The organism is Nitrosomonas aestuarii (assembly GCF_003046585.1).
GTDB lineage: Bacteria > Pseudomonadota > Gammaproteobacteria > Burkholderiales > Nitrosomonadaceae > Nitrosomonas > Nitrosomonas aestuarii.
The window spans coordinates 201,723-225,558 of record NZ_QAAE01000002.1 but is presented as its reverse complement, the minus strand read 5'-3'; the positions used below and the strand labels follow the sequence as shown (position 1 = coordinate 225,558).

General features: G+C 41.4%; 22 protein-coding genes. 8 read left to right on the top strand and 14 right to left on the bottom strand.

Features of this window, described 5'->3' with window-relative positions; all coding sequences use genetic code 11:
- Nucleotides 1–233: 233 nt before the first annotated feature.
- From C8R11_RS02720 to C8R11_RS02660, 13 genes are all read right to left on the bottom strand, one after another.
- Complete coding sequence (locus tag C8R11_RS02720) at nt 234–656, bottom strand: F0F1 ATP synthase subunit epsilon (RefSeq protein ID WP_107794350.1); 423 nt, start codon at nt 654–656, stop codon at nt 234–236.
- A gap of 15 nt (nt 657–671) precedes the next feature.
- On the bottom strand, nt 672–2,051 hold the full coding sequence (gene atpD, locus C8R11_RS02715) for a F0F1 ATP synthase subunit beta (protein WP_107794349.1): 1,380 nt from the start codon (nt 2,049–2,051) through the stop codon (nt 672–674).
- A 24-nt stretch (nt 2,052–2,075) separates the two neighbouring features.
- The gene (atpG, locus tag C8R11_RS02710; RefSeq protein ID WP_107794348.1) at nt 2,076–2,963 is read right to left on the bottom strand and encodes a F0F1 ATP synthase subunit gamma; all 888 of its coding nucleotides are present in this window, start codon (nt 2,961–2,963) and stop codon (nt 2,076–2,078) included.
- Nucleotides 2,964–2,966: 3 nt separating this feature from the next.
- Entirely contained in the window at nt 2,967–4,508 is a 1,542-nt protein-coding gene (gene atpA / locus C8R11_RS02705; protein ID WP_107794347.1) for a F0F1 ATP synthase subunit alpha, read from the bottom strand.
- A gap of 12 nt (nt 4,509–4,520) precedes the next feature.
- Entirely contained in the window at nt 4,521–5,057 is a 537-nt protein-coding gene (locus C8R11_RS02700; protein ID WP_107794346.1) for a F0F1 ATP synthase subunit delta, read from the bottom strand.
- Nucleotides 5,057–5,530 (bottom strand): F0F1 ATP synthase subunit B, encoded by a 474-nt coding sequence (locus tag C8R11_RS02695; protein ID WP_107794345.1) that lies wholly within the window; start codon nt 5,528–5,530, stop codon nt 5,057–5,059. The genes C8R11_RS02700 and C8R11_RS02695 overlap by 1 nt, the downstream gene beginning before the upstream one ends.
- Nucleotides 5,531–5,564: 34 nt before the next feature.
- Nucleotides 5,565–5,837 (bottom strand): F0F1 ATP synthase subunit C, encoded by a 273-nt coding sequence (gene atpE, locus C8R11_RS02690; protein ID WP_090628087.1) that lies wholly within the window; start codon nt 5,835–5,837, stop codon nt 5,565–5,567.
- A 49-nt stretch (nt 5,838–5,886) separates the two neighbouring features.
- A complete protein-coding gene (gene atpB / locus C8R11_RS02685; RefSeq protein WP_107794344.1) occupies nt 5,887–6,696 on the bottom strand; it encodes a F0F1 ATP synthase subunit A in 810 nt (269 codons plus the stop codon).
- 29 nt (nt 6,697–6,725) lie between these two features.
- Nucleotides 6,726–7,130, bottom strand: a complete 405-nt coding sequence (locus tag C8R11_RS02680; RefSeq protein ID WP_107794343.1) for an ATP synthase subunit I — start codon at nt 7,128–7,130, stop codon at nt 6,726–6,728.
- Nucleotides 7,131–7,377: 247 nt separating this feature from the next.
- Nucleotides 7,378–8,631 carry a glycolate oxidase subunit GlcF gene (gene glcF / locus C8R11_RS02675; RefSeq protein ID WP_107794342.1) on the bottom strand — a complete coding sequence of 418 codons (1,254 nt, stop codon included), beginning with the start codon at nt 8,629–8,631 and terminating at the stop codon, nt 7,378–7,380.
- Between the two features lie 11 nt (nt 8,632–8,642).
- Complete coding sequence (glcE, locus tag C8R11_RS02670) at nt 8,643–9,728, bottom strand: glycolate oxidase subunit GlcE (RefSeq protein WP_107794341.1); 1,086 nt, start codon at nt 9,726–9,728, stop codon at nt 8,643–8,645.
- Between the two features lie 30 nt (nt 9,729–9,758).
- Nucleotides 9,759–11,213, bottom strand: coding sequence for an FAD-linked oxidase C-terminal domain-containing protein (locus C8R11_RS02665; RefSeq protein WP_107794340.1), 1,455 nt, complete (start codon nt 11,211–11,213; stop codon nt 9,759–9,761).
- Nucleotides 11,214–11,246: 33 nt separating this feature from the next.
- Nucleotides 11,247–12,152 carry a 2-hydroxy-3-oxopropionate reductase gene (locus tag C8R11_RS02660; RefSeq protein ID WP_107794339.1) on the bottom strand — a complete coding sequence of 302 codons (906 nt, stop codon included), beginning with the start codon at nt 12,150–12,152 and terminating at the stop codon, nt 11,247–11,249.
- 160 nt (nt 12,153–12,312) lie between these two features.
- Between C8R11_RS02660 and C8R11_RS02655 the strand changes: the two genes are divergently transcribed.
- Nucleotides 12,313–13,491 (top strand): L,D-transpeptidase family protein, encoded by a 1,179-nt coding sequence (locus tag C8R11_RS02655; protein ID WP_244907521.1) that lies wholly within the window; start codon nt 12,313–12,315, stop codon nt 13,489–13,491.
- An 85-nt stretch (nt 13,492–13,576) separates the two neighbouring features.
- Here C8R11_RS02655 and C8R11_RS02650 read toward each other — a convergent pair whose 3' ends face one another.
- Nucleotides 13,577–14,047 (bottom strand): ferritin-like domain-containing protein, encoded by a 471-nt coding sequence (locus tag C8R11_RS02650; protein ID WP_090696338.1) that lies wholly within the window; start codon nt 14,045–14,047, stop codon nt 13,577–13,579.
- Nucleotides 14,048–14,822: 775 nt separating this feature from the next.
- On the opposite strand from C8R11_RS02650, the gene pcnB reads away from it, so the two are divergent.
- The 7 genes from pcnB to gyrB all read left to right on the top strand — a co-directional run bounded on the left by pcnB (nt 14,823) and on the right by gyrB (nt 23,696).
- Nucleotides 14,823–16,220, top strand: coding sequence for a polynucleotide adenylyltransferase PcnB (gene pcnB / locus C8R11_RS02645; protein WP_107794338.1), 1,398 nt, complete (start codon nt 14,823–14,825; stop codon nt 16,218–16,220).
- Nucleotides 16,221–16,222: 2 nt separating this feature from the next.
- Nucleotides 16,223–16,729: a 2-amino-4-hydroxy-6-hydroxymethyldihydropteridine diphosphokinase gene (gene folK, locus C8R11_RS02640; protein WP_107794337.1), complete on the top strand. Its 507-nt coding sequence runs from the start codon at nt 16,223–16,225 to the stop codon at nt 16,727–16,729.
- A gap of 66 nt (nt 16,730–16,795) precedes the next feature.
- On the top strand, nt 16,796–17,590 hold the full coding sequence (gene panB / locus C8R11_RS02635) for a 3-methyl-2-oxobutanoate hydroxymethyltransferase (RefSeq protein WP_107794336.1): 795 nt from the start codon (nt 16,796–16,798) through the stop codon (nt 17,588–17,590).
- A gap of 13 nt (nt 17,591–17,603) precedes the next feature.
- Nucleotides 17,604–18,434, top strand: a complete 831-nt coding sequence (gene panC / locus C8R11_RS02630) for a pantoate--beta-alanine ligase (protein WP_107794335.1) — start codon at nt 17,604–17,606, stop codon at nt 18,432–18,434.
- A gap of 97 nt (nt 18,435–18,531) precedes the next feature.
- A complete protein-coding gene (gene dnaA, locus C8R11_RS02625; RefSeq protein WP_107794334.1) occupies nt 18,532–19,893 on the top strand; it encodes a chromosomal replication initiator protein DnaA in 1,362 nt (453 codons plus the stop codon).
- 224 nt (nt 19,894–20,117) lie between these two features.
- A complete protein-coding gene (gene dnaN / locus C8R11_RS02620) occupies nt 20,118–21,236 on the top strand; it encodes a DNA polymerase III subunit beta (protein WP_107794333.1) in 1,119 nt (372 codons plus the stop codon).
- A 39-nt stretch (nt 21,237–21,275) separates the two neighbouring features.
- The gene (gene gyrB, locus C8R11_RS02615) at nt 21,276–23,696 is read left to right on the top strand and encodes a DNA topoisomerase (ATP-hydrolyzing) subunit B (RefSeq protein WP_107794332.1); all 2,421 of its coding nucleotides are present in this window, start codon (nt 21,276–21,278) and stop codon (nt 23,694–23,696) included.
- Nucleotides 23,697–23,836 lie beyond the last annotated feature (140 nt).

The window sequence follows — 23,836 nt, the reverse complement described above, 5'->3', positions numbered from 1 at the left end:
ATCAGCTTTATAACCCACGACTACTAAACAGACTGATTATCGTCGTAAGATTGCAGTATTGCGAAGGATAACCTAACTTAACTCAAATCGATATAGTATTAAACATGAATAATATCGTTTTATTATTGTTAGCATTACAAAACTACAATTTGTTAAAAAAAATTCTCAAATATATTTAATAAAAAAAAAGGCGACATATATGTGTCGCCTTTTCGTTTATTTTTATAGAAGAACTAATGTCTGCGCTTTCTTAATTTTTCGATTGCAGCTAACTGAGACACTGCTTCCATCAATTCAGCCTGTGCTTTTGCATAATCCAATTCAGAAGCCCGATCTTTCATTGCATCTTCTGCGGCTTGTTTTGCTTCGATGGCTTTAGCCTCGTCAAGATCATGGCTTCGAATCGCTGTATCTGCAAGTATGGTCACCACATCCGGTTGTACTTCTAACATCCCACCAGACACATACACCAGCTCTTCGTCTTTTAACTGCGCTTTAATTCGAACCATGCCAGATTTAATTCTGGTCAACATCGGTGTATGGCGCGGATAAATGCCTACTTCACCCATTTGCGCCGGAGCCACCAGGAATTCTACCGGGCCTGAATATATTGATTCTACGGCACTTACAATATCCAGATGAAAAATTGTACTCATCAATGTTTACTCTTTTTATTGAATGCTTTTTGCTTTTTCTACAGCTTCTTCGATACCACCGACCATATAAAAAGCCTGTTCAGGAAGATCGTCATATTCACCCGTAACAATTCCTTTAAATCCTTTGATCGTTTCCTTTAATGGTACATATTTACCCGGGGAACCAGTAAAGACTTCTGCTACGTTGAATGGCTGCGATAAGAATCTTTGAATCTTACGTGCACGGCTAACGGCCAATTTATCCTCAGGTGACAATTCATCCATACCTAAAATTGCAATAATATCTCTTAATTCTTTATAACGCTGCAATGTTTGCTGAACTTCACGTGCTGTACTGTAATGTTCTTCTCCCACAACGAGTGGATCTAATTGTCTCGACGTGGAATCAAGCGGATCTACTGCCGGATAAATACCCAGTGAAGCAATATCACGCGACAATACTACTGTAGCATCCAAATGCCCAAAGGTTGTTGCAGGTGATGGATCGGTCAAGTCATCAGCCGGAACATATACCGCCTGAATTGAAGTAATAGAGCCTGTCTTAGTAGAAGTAATACGTTCTTGCAAACGCCCCATTTCTTCAGCAAGTGTAGGTTGATAGCCCACAGCTGATGGCATGCGTCCTAACAAAGCGGAAACTTCTGTACCGGCCAATGTATACCGATAAATATTATCAACAAAAAACAAAACATCGCGACCTTCATCGCGAAACGATTCAGCCATTGTTAAACCGGTAAGTGCCACTCGCAGACGATTACCAGGCGGCTCATTCATCTGTCCGTATACAAGTGCAACCTTATCCAATACATTTGAGTCTTTCATTTCATGATAGAAATCGTTACCTTCACGTGTCCGTTCACCCACTCCTGCAAAAACGGAATAGCCACTATGCTCAATTGCGATGTTGCGAATCAACTCCATCATGTTAACAGTCTTGCCAACGCCTGCGCCACCGAACAATCCCACTTTCCCGCCTTTTGCAAACGGACAGATCAGGTCAATTACTTTAATGCCTGTTTCAAGCAATTCTGTTGAGGCCGATAGTTCATCAAATGCAGGTGCTTCTCTATGAATTGACATGGATTTATCAGATCCGATATCACCTGCTTCGTCTATAGGCCTACCCAGCACGTCCATAATGCGACCCAGTGTTTTTGTTCCAACGGGGACAGTAATTTGTTCGCCGGTGTTTGTAACCTGCATACCGCGACGCAATCCATCAGAAGAACCCAGCGCAATAGTACGAACCACGCCATCACCCAGTTGTTGTTGAACTTCTAAGGTAAGATCAGATCCTTCCATTACCAGTGCATCATATACCTTTGGAATGGATTTACGATCAAATTCGACATCAATCACCGCACCAATACACTGAACAATTTTTCCTTGACTCATTGTTTTATCCTAAATACTTTATATTTAAACAGCTGCTGCGCCACCTACAATTTCAGACAATTCCTTGGTAATTGCCGCTTGTCTTGACTTGTTATAAATCAATGTTAATTCATCGATCACACTACCCGCATTATCGGAAGCGGCCTTCATAGCAACCATTCTAGCTGACTGTTCGGATGCCATATTTTCTGTAAGCGCCTGATATATCAACGCTTCAACATATCGCACCATAATATCATCAATTACAGGTTTTGCTTCCGGTTCATATATATAATCCCAGCCTGTATTTGATGAATTTTCTTGTACACTCTGTCCAGACTGCATTTTATCATCGCTTAATGGCAGTAATTGTTCCATTACAGGCTCTTGCTTCATTGTATTTATAAAACGATTATAAAATATATACACACGATCAAAACGATCTTGTGTATAGCCGTCCAAAACAACTTTAACAGCGCCTATCAATTTTTCCATGTCAGGTGTATCTCCAAGCGCCACAACCTGAGATATTACATTTGCCTTAATCCTGGTCATAAAACCAAGACCTTTGTTTCCTATACAGCAAACTTCTAATTCTTCACCCTCAGACTGCCATTTTTTCATTTCACTTAATGCGCGTCGGAGCACGTTGGTATTCAACCCACCACATAATCCTTTATCAGACGTGACAATGATAATCCCGATACGTTTAACACTATCACGTTCGATCAAAAAAGGATGGCGATATTCAGTATTTGCTCGACTCATATGGGCAGCAACATTACGTATTTTTTCGCCATAAGGCCTTGCCTTTTTCATACGATCTTGTGCTTTACGCATTTTAGACGCCGCAACCATTTCCATGGCCCGTGTAATTTTTTGTGTATTTTTTACACTTCCGATCTTATTACGTATTTCTCTGCTGCCTGCCATCGCTCAATATGTTCCGTTCTTTTTAAATTCTTCAATTGCTGAGATTAATTGCTTTTCTGTATCAGCATCAAGCTCTTTAGCGCTCTCAATTTTTTCCAGAATCGATCCATGCTGTCCGCGAATATAACTTTTTAAAGCTGCTTCAAACGCAAGCGCACGACTTACTGCAACGTCATCATAATAGCCATTGTTAATGGCATATAAAGTAAGCGCCATTTCTGAAATACTTAATGTGGCATATTGTGGTTGCTTCATTAATTCAGTAGCCATTTTACCGCGATCAAGTTGCTTACGTGTCGCCTCATCCAAATCTGATGCAAATTGGGCAAAAGCAGCCAATTCACGATATTGCGCCAATGCCAAGCGAATACCACCACCAAGTTTCTTAATCACTTTAGTTTGAGCTGCACCACCTACTCGCGATACTGACACACCCGCATTAATGGCTGGCCGAATACCAGCATTGAAGAGATCAGTCTCCAAGAAGATCTGGCCATCAGTAATGGAAATTACGTTCGTTGGAACAAATGCAGTTACGTCACCAGCCTGAGTTTCAATAATCGGAAGCGCTGTCAGAGAACCCGTTTCCCCTTTCACTGCTCCATTTGTTTCCTTTTCTACATACTCAGCACTTACCCTTGCCGCTCTTTCCAGTAAGCGTGAATGCAGATAAAAAACATCTCCAGGATAGGCTTCACGTCCGGGTGGACGTCTTAACAAGAGTGATATTTGACGATAGGCCCATGCTTGCTTGGTTAGGTCATCATAGACGATCAGTGCATCCTGCCCTTTATCTCGAAAATACTCGCCCATGGTACAACCGGAGTAAGGCGCGATAAACTGTAAAGCAGCGGATTCCGATGCGGTTGCAGCAACCACGATCGTGTATTCCATAGCACCAAATTCTTCAAGCTTACGGACAACATTCGCAATTGATGAGGCCTTTTGTCCAATTGCCACGTAAATACACAGCATATTCTGGCCTTTCTGATTAATGATCGCATCAATCGCTACTGCAGTTTTACCAGTTTGACGATCACCAATAATCAATTCACGTTGTCCGCGTCCAATTGGCACCATTGAATCGACTGATTTCAATCCGGTTTGAACTGGTTGGTCAACAGATTTACGCCAGATAACCCCTGGGGCGATTTTTTCAATAGGCTCAGATCTTTCCGAAGTGATTGGGCCTTTACCATCAATCGGTTGTCCTAATGCATTTACGACACGACCGAGCAACCCTTCACCAACGGGTACTTCCAGAATCCTACCGGTACATTTAACCGTGTCGCCTTCCGAAATATGCTCATATGAACCCATAATAACTGCACCGACCGAGTCCCTTTCCAGATTAAGTGCCAGGCCGAATGTATTACCTGGAAACTCAAGCATCTCACCCTGCATTACATCTGATAAACCATGTATTCGAACAATACCGTCTGTTACCGAAACAATGGTACCTTGCGTACGAACTTCTGCTGTCTCAGCAAGTCCTTCTATCCTATTTCTAATCAGCTCACTGATTTCGGATGGATTTAACTGCATTTCTTTTAACTCCTAGCTTTTAAGGGCATTAGCCATTGCTTCTAGCTTACCGCGAATGGAAGCATCAAATATTTCATCGCCTATTTCTACTATTACACCACCAATCAGTTCAGGGTTTACTTGAACCTTAGCCACGATTTTACGTTTAAATTTATTCTCAAGATTAGCAATCAATTTCCTCAGCTGAGCATCCTTCATATCAAATGCTGAAACAATATTCGCCTCAAGCACGTTATTATGCTGTGCTTTTAGATGCTCAAATAGTTGACTAATTTGCGGCAAAACACTAATCCTGTTATTTTCTGCCAATATCGTCAGAAAATTACGACCTTCCTGATTTAATTTATTATTCCCAATTTCAAGCAACAATTCACCCAACTGCTTAGTCGAAACAACTGGGTTACCAACTAGCGCTTTTATTTGATCGTTTTGTGCAATTTCTGCTGCATTCAACAGCATATCAGACCATTCTTTTAAAGTGTTTTTGGCGACGGCCAGTTTAAACACTGCTTCTGCATATGGCCGCGCAACGGTAACTGCTTCAGCCATTATTTTAGGTCTTCCTCAATTGATTCAAGTAATTCGGCATGTGCTTTTGCATCCACTTCCTTGCGTAGTATTTTAGCAGCACCTGCTATCGCCAGATTTGCAGCATGTTGGCGTAATGCCTCTTTAGCGCTGAAAACTTCATGATCTATCTCGGCTTTTGCACCCGATATAATACGATCACCTTCTACTTTCGCAGAATTTTTTGCTTCTTCGACAATTTCAGATGCACGCTTTTCAGCTTGGAGAATAATCTCAGATGCTTGCTGTTTTGCTTCTTTCAATATTTCTGATGAACGTTGGCTAGCCAGTTCCAAATCATGCCGTCCACGCTCTCCTGCCGCCAAACCATCTGCAATTGTTTTTTGACGCTCTTCAATCGCACGTAATAATGGTGGCCAGACAAACTTAACTGTAAACCAGATGAATGTAGAAAAAGCTAATGCCTGAGAAATTAATGTAAAGTTAATATTCATGACCAACCCATATTGGATCTAAACAAAGATTTAATTATTGAATAACCGCCAACAATGGATTACCAAATGCAAATAACATTGCCAAACCAACTGCAATAATAAATGACGCGTCTGTCAAGCCCAGTAACAAAAACACCTTACCTTGCAAAGTCGGAATCATTTCAGGCTGGCGTGCCGCACCTTCCAGAAACCGACTACACATAACACCCACACCGATACAAGCACCGGCTGCACCCAATCCAATCATAAGACCAATACCAATGCCGGTATATGCTTGAATCAATGCTAAATACTCTATGTTCTCCATGCCTATTTCCTTTTGTTAAGATTAAAGATTTTGTATCAAAAACTTTCAATTAATGCGACTCATGCGCCATTGAGATATAAACAACCGCCAGCATCATAAAAATAAATGCCTGTAACGTAACAATCAAAATATGGAATATTGCCCAGCCCGCACCAAGTATCGCGCCAAAAAATGCGCCCGCCACTCCTGTGGCAGCCCACATACCAATCAATAAGAATATAATTTCACCTGCATATATATTGCCAAACAAACGTAAGGAGTGCGAAAGCGGTTTAGATACATATTCAATAAAATTGAATAATAAGTTCAGGATCCATAACAATGGATTCTTACCAAATGGTGTACAAAACAATTCATGCATCCACCCCCCCAGTCCTTTGACCTTAACACTAAAAAATATCATCAAGAACCAAATGGATAAAGCTAGCGCAAACGTTGTATTGACATCCGTAGTCGGCACAATCTTCCAATAATGCAGGCCAAACACATTTTCAATGATCCATGCTGTTATATCAATTGGCATAATATCCATGGTGTTCATCAACAACACCCAGATAAAAATTGTTAATGCTGTCGGCGCCACAAAGACATGGCGGTTTCCATGAAATGTATTTTTTACCTCATTATCAATAAATTCAATCATGAGTTCAACAAAGGCCTGGCGTTTACTTGGTACGCCAGGTGTCGCTTTTCGAACAACTAACCATACACACCCCAGACCCAGAATACCTAATAGAATAGATGTTACAAGCGTATCAATGTGTAATGTCCAAAACGCACCCTCTTTGACCTGAATGGTCATGTGCGTCAGATGATGATCGATATATTTTGTTGGGGTAAGCTCTGTATCTGCTGCCATGGATTGTCTGCTTTATTAATTCTGTTAATCTATTTGTGTTTTTTGTACTTACTATCTGTTGTTTTATTATCTGAAACGAACAATGCCATACTGTGCACTATCACAGTCAATATGAATGTACCTATAAATGCAACCGCATTGAGATTGTCATAAAACTTGAATACAAGCCATAACAGAATAATTGTCAAAATAATTTTAACCGCTTCTGCTCTCAACGCAGTTCTTACTGTTCCGTCAGCCGTAAACCCTTTGTGACGTGAAACGATTATTGCAAAGGCTGCAGAGGAAATTAAACTGATCATTCCTCCAAGAAATGCCGATAATGCGCTTTGCAAATTCACTAGCGGCAGTAATGCGATTGCAATGACAATTGTAATTAACAGCTGCCAGCGCAGAACAATTAAAAGTGGTTTAACAGTTATCCAAGATGCCATTCCCATTTATCCTGGATTCCGCCCTTTCAATTTCTCTACGCTTAAAAAAAGCGCGATTTTATACTGATATAATAATTCAGTCAATGTAAAAATTGAAGCAATGATCTGATAGTGGATAGTGGCCTATAATCTTATGGCATGGCATATCAAGCATTCTTCGAATATGCTATGTCCAGTTTGTGTTTTTAGTAACTATAAATAATACCAGTCTTTCTATTGGCCGTATTTCTCAGTTAGTCGTTTGAATTTATACATTAACACTGGACATTTGCGCATTTAATATTTCAATCCAATGCCTAACGGGCAAATCTGTCCCATTCTGCAAATGCAACAGACATCCGATATTGGCAGTTACGATTTGCTCGGGCTGCTCTGCTTCCAGCGCGGATATTTTATTTTTCAACAATTGACGTGACAGTATCGGTTGTAAAATTGAATATGTACCTGCTGAACCACAGCAAAGATGTGCGTCGGAAACTGTAGCAAGTTCAAAGCCGGCAGCCTGCAGAATCTTTTCTACATGACCACGAATTTGTTGACCATGTTGCAGTGTACACGGAGAATGAAAAGCAAGCTTGTTAGGAACTGAATTTATTTTCTTTCTATTTAGAATCTGTTGCAGATTTTCCAGTTCAAGTACTAAAATTTCGCTGATATCTTTGGTCATGGACGAAACTTTTGCAGCTTTTTCTGCATAAGCTGGGTCATGGCGCAACATATGGCCGTATTCTTTGACAGTTACACCGCAACCACTAGCAGTCATGGCAATCGCTTCAATTTCATTACCTTCAATAAATGACCACCAAGCATCAATATTTTTGCGCACGGCATCCATACCTTCTTCTTGCGCATTCAGGTGATAGGCAATTGCACCGCAGCATCCGGCTTGTGGTGACTTAATAAGAGAGATACCCAATGCATCCAGCACATGTGCGGTAGCCAAATTGATATTAGGCGATAAAGTAGGCTGGACACAGCCGTCGAGCACCAACATTTTTCGTGAATGCCGGGATTCTGGCCATAAATTATTCGATTTTACTGCTGCAGGCACTTTTTTTTTCAACAGACCAGGCAGCACCGGACGCAGCGCCTGTCCGATTTTAACAATTGGCTTGAATAGTAACGGATTTGGCAAAACCTTACGCAACAAATAACGAATCAAGCGCTTATCAGCGGAACGTTTGACCTGTTTTTCAATCAGATCGCGGCTGATATCAACGAGTTCGGCATAACGTACACCGGACGGGCACGTGGATTCGCACGCGCGGCAGGTCAGACACCGATCCAGATGCAATTGCGTTTTTTGCGTGACCGGTTGACCTTCGAGCATCTGCTTCATCAGATAAATACGGCCGCGCGGACTATCCAGTTCATCTCCAAGCAGCTGATAAGTCGGACAGGTGGCCAGACAAAAACCACAATGTACACAACTGCGTAATATAACGTCCGCTTCCTGTCCCTGCGGTGAATTTTTGATGAAATCGGCAAGTCTGGTTTGCATGTTTTTATATGTTAAAGTTCTGGGTAGAGGCGGCCCGGATTGAATATACCGGCAGGATCAAATTTTTGTTTCAGTCGTTGATGAATGGATAATAATGCTGTGCCCAGCGGCTGAAAAATCTGATCAGACTGATTGCCACGAAAAAGTGTTGCATGTCCTCCAGCCATATTTGCCGCTTGTCTTATGCTATCTGCTGCTGTTTTGCTATCATCACCGCAACAGGCCAGCCAGCGCAACGCACCGTTCCATTCAATCAGCTGCTTTCCAGGCAGAAATGGAAACTTTAAGGGTAGTGTAGTTGAATTGATGGATAAACGCCAAAGCGATGTCTCTGGCTGGAAAAAATCATGCGTTTGCTCGCGCACGGATTTCCAGAAAGAATAGCTATCGATATAATCTTCGCCGCCAATTTGCGTATAAGCGACTTGCACTGCCGATTCAGCGCCCGATAAACGGATGAACAATTGATTGTCAACATAGCAGGTTGCAGAAATCGGTAGTGGCCTAGCCGCACAACGATTCATAAACGTTATGGCACGCGCCTCATCCATTTCCAGACTTAAAGTACGCTCACCTACCGGTAGTGGCAGTACTTTAAGAGAAACTTCAAGTAGTACACCAAGCGTACCCATAGCCCCCACCATTAAACGAGAGACATCATAGCCCGCGACGTTTTTCATCACCTGTCCACCAAAATGCAAATCTTGTCCTATACCGTCCAGCATGCGTACACCCAGCACAAAATCACGAGCAGCCCCGGCTGATGCCCGGCGCGGACCGGAAAGACCGGCGGCAATACAACCACCCAATGTAGCAGTATCAGCAAAATAAGGCGGTTCAAATGCAAGCATCTGACCGTTTTGATGCAACAAAGATTCAATTTCTTTCAGCGGTGTACCGGCACGTGCAGTGATGACAAGTTCAGTGGGTTCATAATCAACAATGCCCTGATACCCGGCAACATGCAGTGTTTTTACTCGTTCAGATAGCCGACGTCCGTAAAAAGCCTTACTGTCGCCTCCCTGAATCGCTAACGGCTGTCCGCCTTTAGCAGCATCACGAATCTTTGATGAGAGTTGGTCGACAACGGTTTGCATACTGTATCAAAACAATAGTTTTTTATATTTTTAGAATCGAGGTAAATCTGGAAATTTTTCCGCGCCCCGATGTACATGCATCGCGCCCAATTCCGCACAGCGATGTAGCGTCGGCACGGCCTTTCCGGGATTCAACAGACCCTGTGGATCAAAGGCGGCTTTCACACCATGAAAGATTTCCAGTTCATTTGATTTGAACTGTGTGCACATCTGGTTGATTTTTTCCATACCGACTCCATGCTCACCGGTTATGGTTCCACCGGCATGAATGCACATTTCCAAGATTTTAGCGCCGAATTCCTCCGTTTTTTCCAGCTCACCCGGTGTGTTGGCATCATACAGGATTAACGGATGCAAATTGCCGTCACCGGCATGAAACACATTCATACAGCGCAGGCCGTATTCTTCTGATAATGCTTCGATGCCGCTTAAAACCTGCGCCAGATGCTTACGCGGTATGGTGCCATCCATGCAATAATAATCCGGTGAAACACGTCCGGCAGCTGGAAAAGCCGCTTTACGCCCCGCCCAGAAACTCAATCTTTCGGCTTCATTGCGTGAAGTACTAATATTGGTTGCGCCGCTGGCTTTCATAATTGCATTGATGCGCGTAATTTCGTCGGCAACTTCTTCAGATGTGCCATCCGACTCACAAAGTAGAATCGCTTGTGCATTCATATCATAACCTGCATGCAAAAACGCCTCGACCGCATGAATGGTAATCTTATCCATCATTTCCATGCCTGCAGGAATAATGCCGGCAGCAATTACATTAGCCACAGCATTGCCCGCTTTCTCGATATTATCGAAAGCCGCCATAACCAATTGCGCTTTTTCAGGGATTGGATTCAGTTTCACGGTAATTTCAGTGACAATTCCAAGCATGCCTTCACTACCCGTCATTAGCGCAAGCAAATCAAAACCTGCACTGTCAAGACCATCACCGCCAATTTCAAGGATTTCACCTGCTATCGTTAAAACCCGTAATTTAAGAATATTATGTACGGTCAGGCCGTACTTCAGGCAATGTACCCCACCGGAATTTTCCGCCACATTTCCGCCGATTGAACAGGCGATCTGGGATGACGGGTCAGGTGCATAGTATAACCCAAAGGGCTTGGCCGCATCACTGATGGCCAAATTCCTAACACCGGGCTGGACACGAGCCGTACGTGCGAACGGATCGATTGTCAGAATCCGATTTAGTTTCGCCAGTGACATTAAAATACCTTCGGCATGCGGCAATGCGCCGCCCGACAGACCGGTTCCCGCTCCCCTGGCAACAACAGGCGTTTTTGTTGCATCACAAAGTTGCAACACCTGAATAATTTGTGATTCCGTTTGCGGCAGCACAACTATCATTGGCGTTTGCCGATAGGCGGACAGGCCATCGCACTCGTAGGGTCTGAGATCTTCCGTTTCGTGCAGCACTGCTTCTGCCGGCAAAAAATCGTGTAGTTTGTTAATTAAATCTTTTGATAACATGAGCGTTATGCGAATAAAGAATTTTATGCTGCTTTATTCTGTTCTTTTATATATTTCGTGGTTAGCCAACTTCTCCAGCATTTTCACAATGGCTGAATTGTCCCATTTTGCACCGCCATGTGCTACACAAGCATTATACAGCTCATGCGTCGTTGCTGCATTAGGCAGGCTGATACCGAGTGCTGATGCACTAGCAAGCACGATATCCAGGTCCTTTTGCTGCAATTCAATACGAAAACCCGGATCAAATCGGCGATTAATCATGCGTTCACCATGAACTTCCAGTACACGGGAAGCTGCAAATCCCCCCATTAAAGCCTGACGCACTTTCTCGGGGTCCGCGCCCGCTTTGGAAACAAATAATAGCGCTTCACCCACCGCTTCTATCGTCAACGCAACAATAATCTGATTGGCAATTTTACAAACCTGTCCGGCACCGTTACCACCGATCAAGGTTACTTGTTTTCCCATCAGCTCTAAAATGGATTTCACCTTGGAGAAAACCGCTTCATCCGCGCCTACCATAATAGTTAACGCCGCATTCTGCGCACCGATATCACCACCCGATACCGGTGCATCAACATAGTCATGCCCGAGTTCATTGATCTTTATAGCAAATTGCTGCGTTGCCAACGGTGAAATCGTACTCATATCGATAATCACCTTGCGTACTTCGGAACTATCTGTCAATCCGGCGGCTATACTATAGTTACCAAATAGTACTTTCTCCACATCCGGCGTATCCGGCAGCATCGTAATGATTATTTCTGCTTGCTGTGCCACTTCCTGCGGCGTCGTACATACGATACCACCCAATGCAACGAGATCTTCCGACACGCCGCTGCGCGTCAGAAGAAACAATGTGTGTCCACCTCGAATCAAATGCCCGGCCATGGGCTTTCCCATGATACCTAGGCCGATAAAACCGATATTTGCCATAGTATTTGTAAAAATACAGCTTAAAAAGTGTTAATGCGTTGTTATGTGTTGTTATTTAGTATAAGGATAATCACAATTGTTGTCTGTATTTCTGCATCAGTATTGAGATATAAGAAAAAAGCTTGTACATTAAATTGAAATGATTATCCTAAAAATAGAAATGATTAAAACATTTACATGGTCTATGTATCGTGATCAGAGTTTTCGTTACGGTGCATTTGGTCTGCTTAGCGTCCTTTTTCTTCTGAGCGGCTGTCAGTCATTTTTGACTAAAACACCAGATTCGTCAGCTGTCGCAGCGCCGCCTATTCCTCTGGCCAGCCATGAGTTCAGTTTCGACCCTTTCCGCGACGATGTAATTGGTTCAATCCAGGTGATCACGGCTGAATATGAAGATACCCTTTCTGATATAGCCCGGCGTTTCAATCTGGGATACGAAGAAATCGTAAGCGCCAATCCCGATGTCGATCCCTGGCTCCCTGGCGAAGGCACCCGGATTATCATCCCTACACAATTCGTCCTGCCAGATGCGCCACGCGAGGGCATTGTGATTAATCTGGCCGCTATGCGATTGTTTTATTTTCCAGAAAGCAGGGCTGGCGAACTCCAAAAAGTCATCACACACCCGGTCGGTATTGGGCGAATGCAATGGAAGACTCCCGAAGGTGCAACCCGCATCACCGCAAAAAATAAAAACCCTGTCTGGATACCGACACCTTCCATCCATAGAGAATATGCGAATAACGGTAACCCTCTGCCCGCTGTTGTGCCGCCCGGGCCAGAGAATCCAATGGGCGCCCATGTGTTAAGACTGGCCTGGCCAAGTTACGCCATTCATGGTACCAACAAACCGCCAAGCGTTGGTTTGCGAGGCAGCTTTGGTTGTATACGCATGTATCCGGAAGATATTGCCGGCATCTTTAACAACGTTTCAGTCGGCACACCGGTGCGCGTGGTGAATCAGCCCCGCCTTCTTGGCTGGCGTGATAATCAATTGTATCTGCAAACCTACGCTATACTGGAAGACGATAAACGCAATCATGACAAACTGTTCAGTAAATTATTGACAGCGACGCGATCAACACTCAAATCGCAAATCAATGCACGCCCTCATATCATAATCAATGAAGTTCTTCTTAACGAGGTAATACACCATCCGCGCGCCATCGCTGTACCGGTTACATCACAGGATATGACATTGCTAGCCTACTTCAATCAAGCTAAGCATGTACAAAACACGCTGCCGATGTATGCGACTTGGACCAATGAAATGACTGATCAACTGACAACGGCCGAGGTACAGAAAATGGCAAACGAAGAATCTGAAAAGATTAGATGATCATCAAAAAACCTTTTTGAAACAATCCAATATGCCACAATAGCCAAGCAAAAGCGACACTTACTACAAGTTTTTCAACAACTCGTTAAACCCCTTTCGCTTCTGAAAAAGCCGCTACGTCACCCGGTCGACGCAGCATTTTATCTACCTCGCCCTGATGCATCTCCTCCGCAGCAATCATACGACGGGCGTATTCTTCAAGCATGACGGAATTGCCTTCCGCAAGAGACAACAATACTTTATAACTCGCAAGTGCTTCACGCTCATGTTCCAGAGACTCCCGTAATATGTTGCCAATGTCATGTTGGTGCGTTTCCAGTAAAGGACCTATTGCCAGGGACGGATGCTCACCAAGATGTGTAATCATCTCGCCAGCTTCGCGGGCATGCGCCAAGGATTCATCAGCTTGCGCCTGCAACCAGGAAACAATCGGAATACGGTTGTATCCATAGATCATAAAGGCGTAATGCGTGTAACGAACTACGCCTGCCAATTCAAGCTCAAGAATCTTGCTGAGACAATTTAGCACAGCTGATTTATCAAAATTCTCATTCATTTGATTTCTCCTTTAATGCTTATTAACAATCTCAGGCTTCTAATGATCAAGATTGTACAACACAATTGCGCCCTGTGTTTCACATATAATTTATGCTTATTATAAAATCACATCACATTGATTTAATTATATATTATTGACGTCAAGTTGCTATCTGATAATTGACCATCAAACTATATTGAATCAAAGACCACAACTCCTTGTGCCGCCATGAAACTGGCAAGTAATTTAAGCCCATCATCCCGTTACCACTTCCCCATCCCGACAGCGATCTAAATCACGCACTTTGAACAAAAAATGTAATAGAGACGCTCCAACCAACAACTATCATTACTAGTACTCGAAGAAAACCACACCACGCGGTTGGTTTATATACCGGCATAAGGAATGAATCTCTCCTGTTTTTGGATTTTTCTCATGCCATGGTGAATGATGACATAATAATATATTGACAACTTGGGTGTTCTAGCAACTTAGATGAACTGGTTTAACTCTTCATACATTAAGTTTCCTCATATCGTCCAAGAAACTTGATGACACTTCCTGATACTCAAAAAACACATTCCATTGTTAATGCTAAAAAAAGATTGGCCAGAAAATCCTGATCATAACGGTTGAAAATTGATCAAGTAGTCCATGTATCTTTCTAAAATCTAAGCAGAAAACAATTTTAATTAGAAAAACTAGCAATCAAGTCAAACAAAGAAACGATATAACACCATACCCTTTACGTACCAGGTGTATAATCAAATACAGATACGTACAGTATTTTGCAATGATCCGAAAATTTCTCCATAAAGTATTCAATCGAAAAATTTCTGCTTTAAATGCAGATTCGCAGCTATGCATCATACCATCCAAGCAACATGGTATTCACCGTAGCCAAATCAGTCCTGGCGCTTTGAAGGTCACACAAAACTTACAAAAATCGGGTTTTTCCGCATTTATTGTAGGTGGTGCCATCAGGGATATATTGCTCGGGCTTGAGCCAAAAGACTTTGATGTAGCTACGAATGCAACGCCAGAACAAGTCAGATCTATTTTTAGACGCTCGCGTATCATTGGCCGACGTTTTCGTCTGGTGCATGTAATGTGCGGTCATGAAACCGTGGAAGTATCGACATTTCGCGGTCCATCACTTGCCCAAGTTGATACCCTGGATATGAAAAACCACACTGACCAGCATGGCCGACTGCTGCGAGATAACGTGTTTGGCAGCCAGGAAGAAGATGCCGCACGACGGGATTTCACCATGAACGCGCTTTTTTATGATCCATCCAGTGAGGAAATTCACGACTACCTCAATGGCTATTCCGATCTGAAGGCTAAAACATTGTGTATTATTGGCGAACCCGCTACACGATACCGAGAGGATCCTGTGCGCATGCTCAGAGCCATTCGACTGGCAGCAAAACTGGACATGCTAATTGATACCGAAACGGCAAAGCCAATCGGTGATCTGGCACCTTTACTGCAAAATGTACCGCCGTCGCGTCTTTTCGACGAAATGTTAAAGCTGTTATTATCGGGTCACGCGCTTTCCTGTGTAGTTGACCTGCGCGCGCGCGGCCTGCATCATGGTTTGCTACCGATGCTGGATGTTATTCTGGAACAACCGTTGGGAGAACGGTTTATAACGCTTGCGCTAAAAAATACCGATGAAAGAATTCGTCAAGAAAAACATGTATCACCCGCCTTTTTATTTGCATCGCTGTTATGGCACGAAGTCCTCGCTGCCTGGAATAAACACAAGCTATCTGGAGAAAAACCTCTAATCGCCTTATATAAAGCGATGGACGAGATACTGTTAAAACAACAAAAAAATCTTGCTATTCCACGCCGCTTTAGCGCCACTATTATTGAAATTTGGGTTATGCAACCGCGATTTGAGTCTTTAGCAGGTCGTAAACCTTTTCGTCTGCTTTCTCATCCACGCTTCCGCGCTGCATATGACTTCATGTTACTACGTTGCGAAAGCGGCGAAGTCAGTATGGATTTAGGGACATGGTGGAAACGTTTTGTCGCCGCAGATCAGGACAAACGTGAAAAAATGATTCATACACCAGCGTCTTCACGAAAACGCAGAAACCGTGGTCGACGCAAAACTTCTGCGCAATCAATTCCAGCCGATGGCACGTCTGAGTCATCTGAAAAAGAAAAAACCGCGTACTAACAATGTTTCATTCCGATAAAAAATACAGTCTTGCCTGTATTGCACTTGGCAGTAATCTTGAAAACCCGATTAACCAAGTACAACAAGCATATAGAGAATTGGCCAGACTATCCGGCACAGATTTATTAAAGCGTTCTTCGCTGTACAAAAGCGCTCCCGTAGGCAGGCTGGACCAGCCTGATTATATAAACGCTGTGGCGCAGATCAGTACCGTTTTGACTCCCCGCGAACTATTGAGTGAATTGTTAACAATCGAGCTGCAACATGAGCGCGTTCGTGAATCTCCCAATGCGCCTCGAACACTTGATCTGGATATCTTGCTCTACGACGGATTGCAATTATGCAGTGAACAATTGACAATACCTCATCCCCGTATGACACAGCGCGCGTTTGTATTGTATCCATTGATGGAAATTGCACCCGATTGCTACATTCCAGGGCATGGTAGAATCAGTCAATTGATTACCGCATGCACCGATCAAGTCATCGAGCGACTAAATTTTTCCTAAAAACAAACCTTACCATTTCACATAAACTAATTTCACGATTGAATAGCCATTAATTAAGTAATCAACATGAGAACCACTATCAGTAGCTTATTGAAAATATATGAAAATGGTGAAAAATTTACCGTTCTGACCTGTTACGATGCAATATTTGCCACTTTGCTGACAGATTGCGGTGTTGACGTCTTACTGGTGGGCGACTCTCTGGGTAACGTCGTCCAGGGGGAAGAAACAACATTGTCAGTTACACTAGAAAACATGATTTATCATACACGCTGTGTCGCACGCGGCGCTGATGAAGCATTTATTATGGTAGATATGCCTTTTGGAACCTCTCAACTTTCACCAGAACATACTTTTGAAAACGCACGTCAATTAATCGCTGCAGGCGCTCAAATGGTTAAAATAGAGGGTGGCCGCATTATGGCTGACACGATTCAATTTTTAACACAACGCGGTATCCCTGTTTGTGCACATATCGGTTTAATGCCGCAGTCTATTCATCAGCTGGGAGGCTATAAAATTCAGGGTAATACGGAAACATCTGCAAAACAATTATTGGAAGATGCTCAAATACTCGAAAAATCAGGCGCAAACTTGTTATTGATGGAAGTCATTCCGGCTTCTCTTGCAAAACAAATCACAGAAACACTCTCCATTCCTACTATTGGTATTGGCGCAGGGATCGATTGTACAGCACAGGTACTTGTCTTGCATGACATGCTGGGTATTTATAAGAAGAAAAAATCTAAATTTATCAAAAACTTTATGACAGAATCCCATAGCATCCGTGAAGCTGTCTGTAATTATGTCAAGGCAGTCAAATCCGGTCAGTTTCCTGATAAAGAGCACGAATTCCAATAATTAATTAACAAAATTGAAGATTGTTCACAACATCGCGGAGCTACGCAACATACTAAAAAGTGCAAAAAATATTGCACTTGTACCGACGATGGGAAACCTGCACGATGGTCATCTGGCATTAATACGAAAAGCAAAAAAATATGCCGATTTTGTAGTCGTCAGTATTTTTGTCAATCCACTTCAGTTTTCACCCAATGAAGATTTCAGCCAATATCCTCGCACTTTGAATGCAGACTGTAACTTACTGCGTACCTTAGATGTTGATATAGTTTTTGCACCTGACGAAAAAATTCTTTTTCCTGTCCAACAGGAAATCTTGGTACTATTACCACCTATAGCCAACAAGTTTGAAGGTAAATTCCGCCCTGGATTTTTCTGCGGAGTAGCCACAATCGTATTAAAATTATTTAATATAATTCAACCAGATATCGCTATTTTCGGAAAAAAAGACTACCAGCAGTTACATATTATTCGATTAATGGTGCAACAACTAAATTTTCCGATTAAAATTCTGGATGTAGAAACCATACGTGCTGCTGACGGTCTTGCATTAAGTTCACGCAACCAATATCTGGACAAGGCACAACGTCAGGAAGCCAGTTGCCTGCATCAAACGTTAAAAAACATTATTAATGGCATAATAGCCGGACAGAATAATTTTTCACTATTAGAAAATAAAGCAACTGATAAACTTTCGGAAAGAGGGTGGAAAGTTGACTATATTTCTGTTCTTAATCAAGAAACCTTGTCGCCTGTTCACACTCGAGATAAAAAAATTGTGGTACTGGCAGCTGCCCGTATTGGGAAAACAAGACTAATTGATAATATTGAAATTCATCGATAATGACTGATAATTAACTGAAAAATTTAATAATAATAATTAACGAATTAAATCATCATTTAAAACCGAATAACCGATTAATACTGATAATAGTTGAATCATGCAGGCATTTAATACTTTCTGGTTATCTTGTCTTGAACACTTTAGAAATGAATTAAATGCACAACAGTTCAATACCTGGATCAAGCCGCTGGAATTAGAAGGAATCAATCAGGATAATGAAACAGAAGTAATCCTGATTGCACCTAACAGGTTTGTCCTGCAATGGGTACAGGACAATTTTATTTCTCACATCAAAAGCATGGCGGAAGAACATTTTGCCAGAGAAATCCAGTTTCATCTCAAAATAGCTGATCAGACAAAAATTCCAAACCATACCAAAACGGTTAAAAAAGTTATTGCTTCCACACCTTCTCAACAATCAAAACAAAATAAAAAAACTTCTAGTCAGCTCAATTCAAATTTTACATTTGATAGTTTTGTCACGGGGAAAGCCAATCAACTCGCACGCGCAGGCGCCATACAGGTCGCCGAATCACCCGGAACAGCTTACAATCCGCTATTTATCTATGGCGGTGTTGGTTTAGGTAAAACACATCTTATCCAAGCGATTGGAAATTTAGTTCATGACAACAATCAACAAGCAAAAATACGGTATGTTCATGCTGAAAAATATGTTTCTGATGTTGTCAATGCTTATCAACATAAATCATTTGATCAATTCAAGGTTTATTATCATTCACTCGATCTTTTACTCGTCGACGATGTGCAGTTTTTTGGCGGTAAGAACCGCACCCAAGAAGAATTTTTCTATGCGTTTAATGCGCTGATTGAAGCGCACAAACAAGTCATTATTACTTGCGATTCCTATCCAAAAGAAATCTCAGGTCTTGAAGAACGTCTGGTTTCACGCTTTGGGTGGGGCCTGACCGTTGCCATCGAACCACCTGAACTGGAAATGCGTGTCGCCATTCTTATTAAAAAAGCGGAACAGGAGAAAATAACGCTGGATGAACATGTTGCATTTTTTATTGCAAAACATATTCGTTCGAATGTTCGTGAATTAGAAGGTGCATTGAAACGTGTATTGGCTTTCTCACGTTTTATCAAACAGGATATCACGCTTGAAATTACCAAAGAAGCATTAAAAGATCTTCTTGCTGTACAAAACCGGCAAATATCGATTGAAAACATTCAAAAAACAGTAGCTGATTACTACAAAATAAAAGTATCTGAAATGTATTCAAAAAAAAGATCTCGTGTAATCGCAAGACCCAGACAAATGGCAATGGCTATCGCCAAAGAATTGACAACGCTCAGTCTGCCCGATATTGGCGAAGCTTTTGGAGGCAGGGATCATACAACAGTTCTGCATGGTCATCGTAAAATAAATGAATTACGTGCATCCGACCCAGCTATTAATCGAGACTATACTGCTTTAATACATATTTTGCGTGGTTGATAACTAAATAAAAGTGATGAGTTATTTTCGCTTAATAACTTTTTAATAACCTGTGAATAAAGAATAAATAAAAACATTCTTTTATTTTATCCACAAACAATCCAAGTAAAATTCTGTTTTTATACAGTTTATTTTTTTATACTATATAATTGATTTTTAAACTAAAAATAAAATTATACAAAAAATTACAAACGCTTATTAGTTATTACTAAATATATATATAAATGCTATTAATTAAAACAAAGCGTGACTCTTTACTCAAACCGTTACAAATGGTTACAGGTATTGTAGAAAAGCGACAAACATCTCCCATTTTATCCAATGTATTGATACAGAAAAACGATGAGGTAATTTACTTTCTGACATCAGATATGGAAATGCAGATAAAAGCGATTTCTAAATTGAACAATAACCAGGAACAAAATTTTTCTCTGACAGTTTCTGCAAAAAAAATGCAGGACATTCTCCGTTCTTTGGACGTTGATGCTGAAGTTTCTTTAATCAGAAAAGATGAAAAACTCCAGATTAAATCAGGAAAAAGTCTGTTTAACTTACAAATTTTACCACCCGAAGACTTTCCTATTATCACGACAGAAGATAATGAATTAATAGCAGCAATTACGTTACAGCAAAACACCTTTAAAAATCTTTTAAACAATGTTCAATATGCAATCGCAGAACAAGATATACGTTATTTTCTAAACGGTGTTTTATTAGCAATAGAAAATGATGAATTAAAAACCGTAGGTACAGACACGCACCGATTAGCACTTGCATTAACAACGATTCAACCGGCTAATATGAATTATGAAGTTATACTGCCACGCAAAACTATTATCGAATTAGGAAAACTTTTAAAAGATAATGAAGAACCCATCAATATAGAAATTTTTGCGAAAAGAATCAGATTCTCTTTTTCAAATATTGTACTTATATCCAGAGTTATTGATGGAAAATATCCTAACTATAGCCGTGCCATCCCCGATCAAAGCGATATATTTTTTGATCTGGATCGCTTAACTTTCCTGCATGCACTGCAGCGTGTATCAATTCTTTCCAATCCAAATGAATTATTAAGAGGCGTCCGCCTGATTATCAGTAAAGAAAAACTCGGAATTATCTGTAAAAATAACGAACAAGAAGAGGCAACGGACGAAATTGCCATACAATATGATGATGACACAATTGATTTCAGTTTAAACATTACGTATCTATTCGATTTTCTAAATAATATACTAGTGGATACATTTCGTTTTTCATTGGTTAAAGCATCGGGTAGTGTACTGATTACAATCCCCGGCAAGGAAGATTTTAAATATGTCATCATGCCCATGAAAATTTAAATCTCTACTATTGATATATTTTTTAAAAGTACCTTATTCATGAATAAAGAAAAAGACAGTTCGCCAGTTGAAGATAAGAATAGTTACGGTTCCGATAGCATCAAAATCCTGAAAGGACTTGATGCTGTTCGCAAACGTCCTGGTATGTATATTGGTGATACCAGCGATGGTACAGGTTTGCATCACATGGTTTTTGAAGTTGTTGATAATGCTATTGATGAAGCCCTGGCTGGGCACTGTGATGAAATTACCGTAATCCTACACCCAGATAATTCAGTTAGCGTACATGACAATGGCAGAGGTATTCCAACGGGAATAAAACAGGATGATGAACAAAAGCGTTCTGCAGCAGAAATTGTGATGACAGAATTACATGCCGGCGGAAAATTTGACGATAATTCCTATAAAGTTTCCGGCGGACTACATGGTGTTGGTGTATCCGTGGTAAATGCTTTATCTGAGTGGTTACATCTTACTATTCGTCGTGAAGGAAAAATCCATGAAATGGAATTTCGACTGGGCGTCCCCGTTAAGCCACTCGCTGTTGTTGGTAATGCTGAAAGACATGGTACCGAAGTTCATTTTTTAGCCAGTAAGGAAATATTCGGAAATATTGAATATCACTATGATATTTTTGCCAAACGATTACGGGAACTCTCCTTTCTCAACAACGGAATAAAAATTCATCTGATTGATCAGCGTCAAGGTAAGGAAGAAAAGTTTGCCTTTACCGGAGGTATTAAGAATTTTGTAGAATACATTAATCGGACCAAATCTGTGTTACACCCCAACATTTTTTATAGTGCAGGTTTGAAAGACGATATTTCCGTAGAAGTGGCCATGCAATGGAGCGATAGTTATAGTGAACAGGTTTTATGCTTTACCAATAACATTCCACAGAAAGATGGTGGTGCACATTTAACAGGTTTGCGTGCAGCCATGACACGTACACTTAATAACTATATCGAAAAAAATGAATTGGCTAAAAAAGCTAAAGTAGATACAGCTGGTGACGACATGCGCGAAGGTTTATCCTGTGTGCTTTCTGTCAAATTATTTGAACCCAAATTTTCTTCCCAGACAAAGGAAAAACTGGTTTCTTCCGAGGTAAGGCCGGTCGTCGAAGAAATTGTTTCTCAAAAGCTGTCAGATTTTCTGCTGGAAAATCCAATAGATGCAAAAACAATTTGCAATAAAATTTTGGAAGCGGCTCGAGCACGTGAAGCAGCGCGTAAAGCGCGAGAATTGACACGTCGTAAAGGTGTGCTCGATAGCATGGGATTACCCGGGAAATTGGCTGACTGTCAGGAAAAAAACCCTGAGTTATGCGAAATCTATCTGGTTGAGGGTGATTCAGCGGGTGGTTCAGCAAAGCAAGGCCGTGATCGTAAGTTTCAGGCAATAATGCCGCTCAAGGGCAAGATTCTAAATGTTGAAAAATCACGTTTTGATAAACTGATTTCTTCTCAGGAGATTATTTCTTTGATAACGGCGCTTGGCACAGGAATCGGCAAAGACGAATATAATCCAGACAAATTGCGCTACCATCGGATCATTATCATGACAGATGCGGACGTTGACGGTTCGCATATTCGCACCTTGTTGTTGACATTTTTTTATCGTCAAATGCCCGAGCTTATCGAACGTGGCCATATTTATATAGCGCAACCACCGCTTTATAAGATTAAATATGGAAAAAAAGAACGTTATGTCAAGGACGACTATGAACTGAAACAGTATATTCTGGGGTTGGCTTTATCCGATGCACAACTATATACTGAAGAAATCAAGCAGCCGTTAACGGGTGAGACGCTGGAAAAAATAGCGACTGAATATTTGTTGGCTGAAGCGGTAATAGAACGTATGAGCCGAGTGACGGATAACGCTGTCATGTATGCATTATTACACCAGCCGGAAATTGATCTAAGCAATGATAATAATGCGACAATCAGTGCGGAAAAACTCGAATCACAAGTTCAGAATACTGCAATAACGGCGGAATACGATGAAATGAATGAACGTTTTCGTTTGAGAATAGAACGTTTGTCCCATGGAAATATACATGTCAGTTATTTGGATCAGGATTTTTTGCACAGTGGCGATTATGCTCAAATTAAAAAGACGTATCAGATTTTCGACGGTTTAATAAAAAAAGGTGCTTATATCAAACGTGGTGATAAAAAACAGCCTGTCACTCATTTTAAGCAAGCACTTGAGTGGTTACTTGAAGAAGCGAAAAAGGGACTCAATATCCAGAGATATAAGGGACTTGGTGAAATGAATCCCGCTCAATTGTGGGAAACGACAATGGATCCTTCAAATAGAAGGTTGCTGCGCGCTCAGATTGAAGACAGTATTTTGACTGATGAAATCTTTACAACATTGATGGGCGATGTGGTTGAGCCACGTAGAGCTTTTATTGAGAAAAATGCGCTTAGAGCGACTAATATAGATGTTTAATAACGTTATTTAACGTAAATTTATACTTTTCAAGTATGACATACCGATTTACTCATTGTGACAGTAGTATGATTAAACCGGTATGTTTATCAAAACTAAAACTTTCATTGATTTGTGCTATTTTATAATTTTATTTTTCT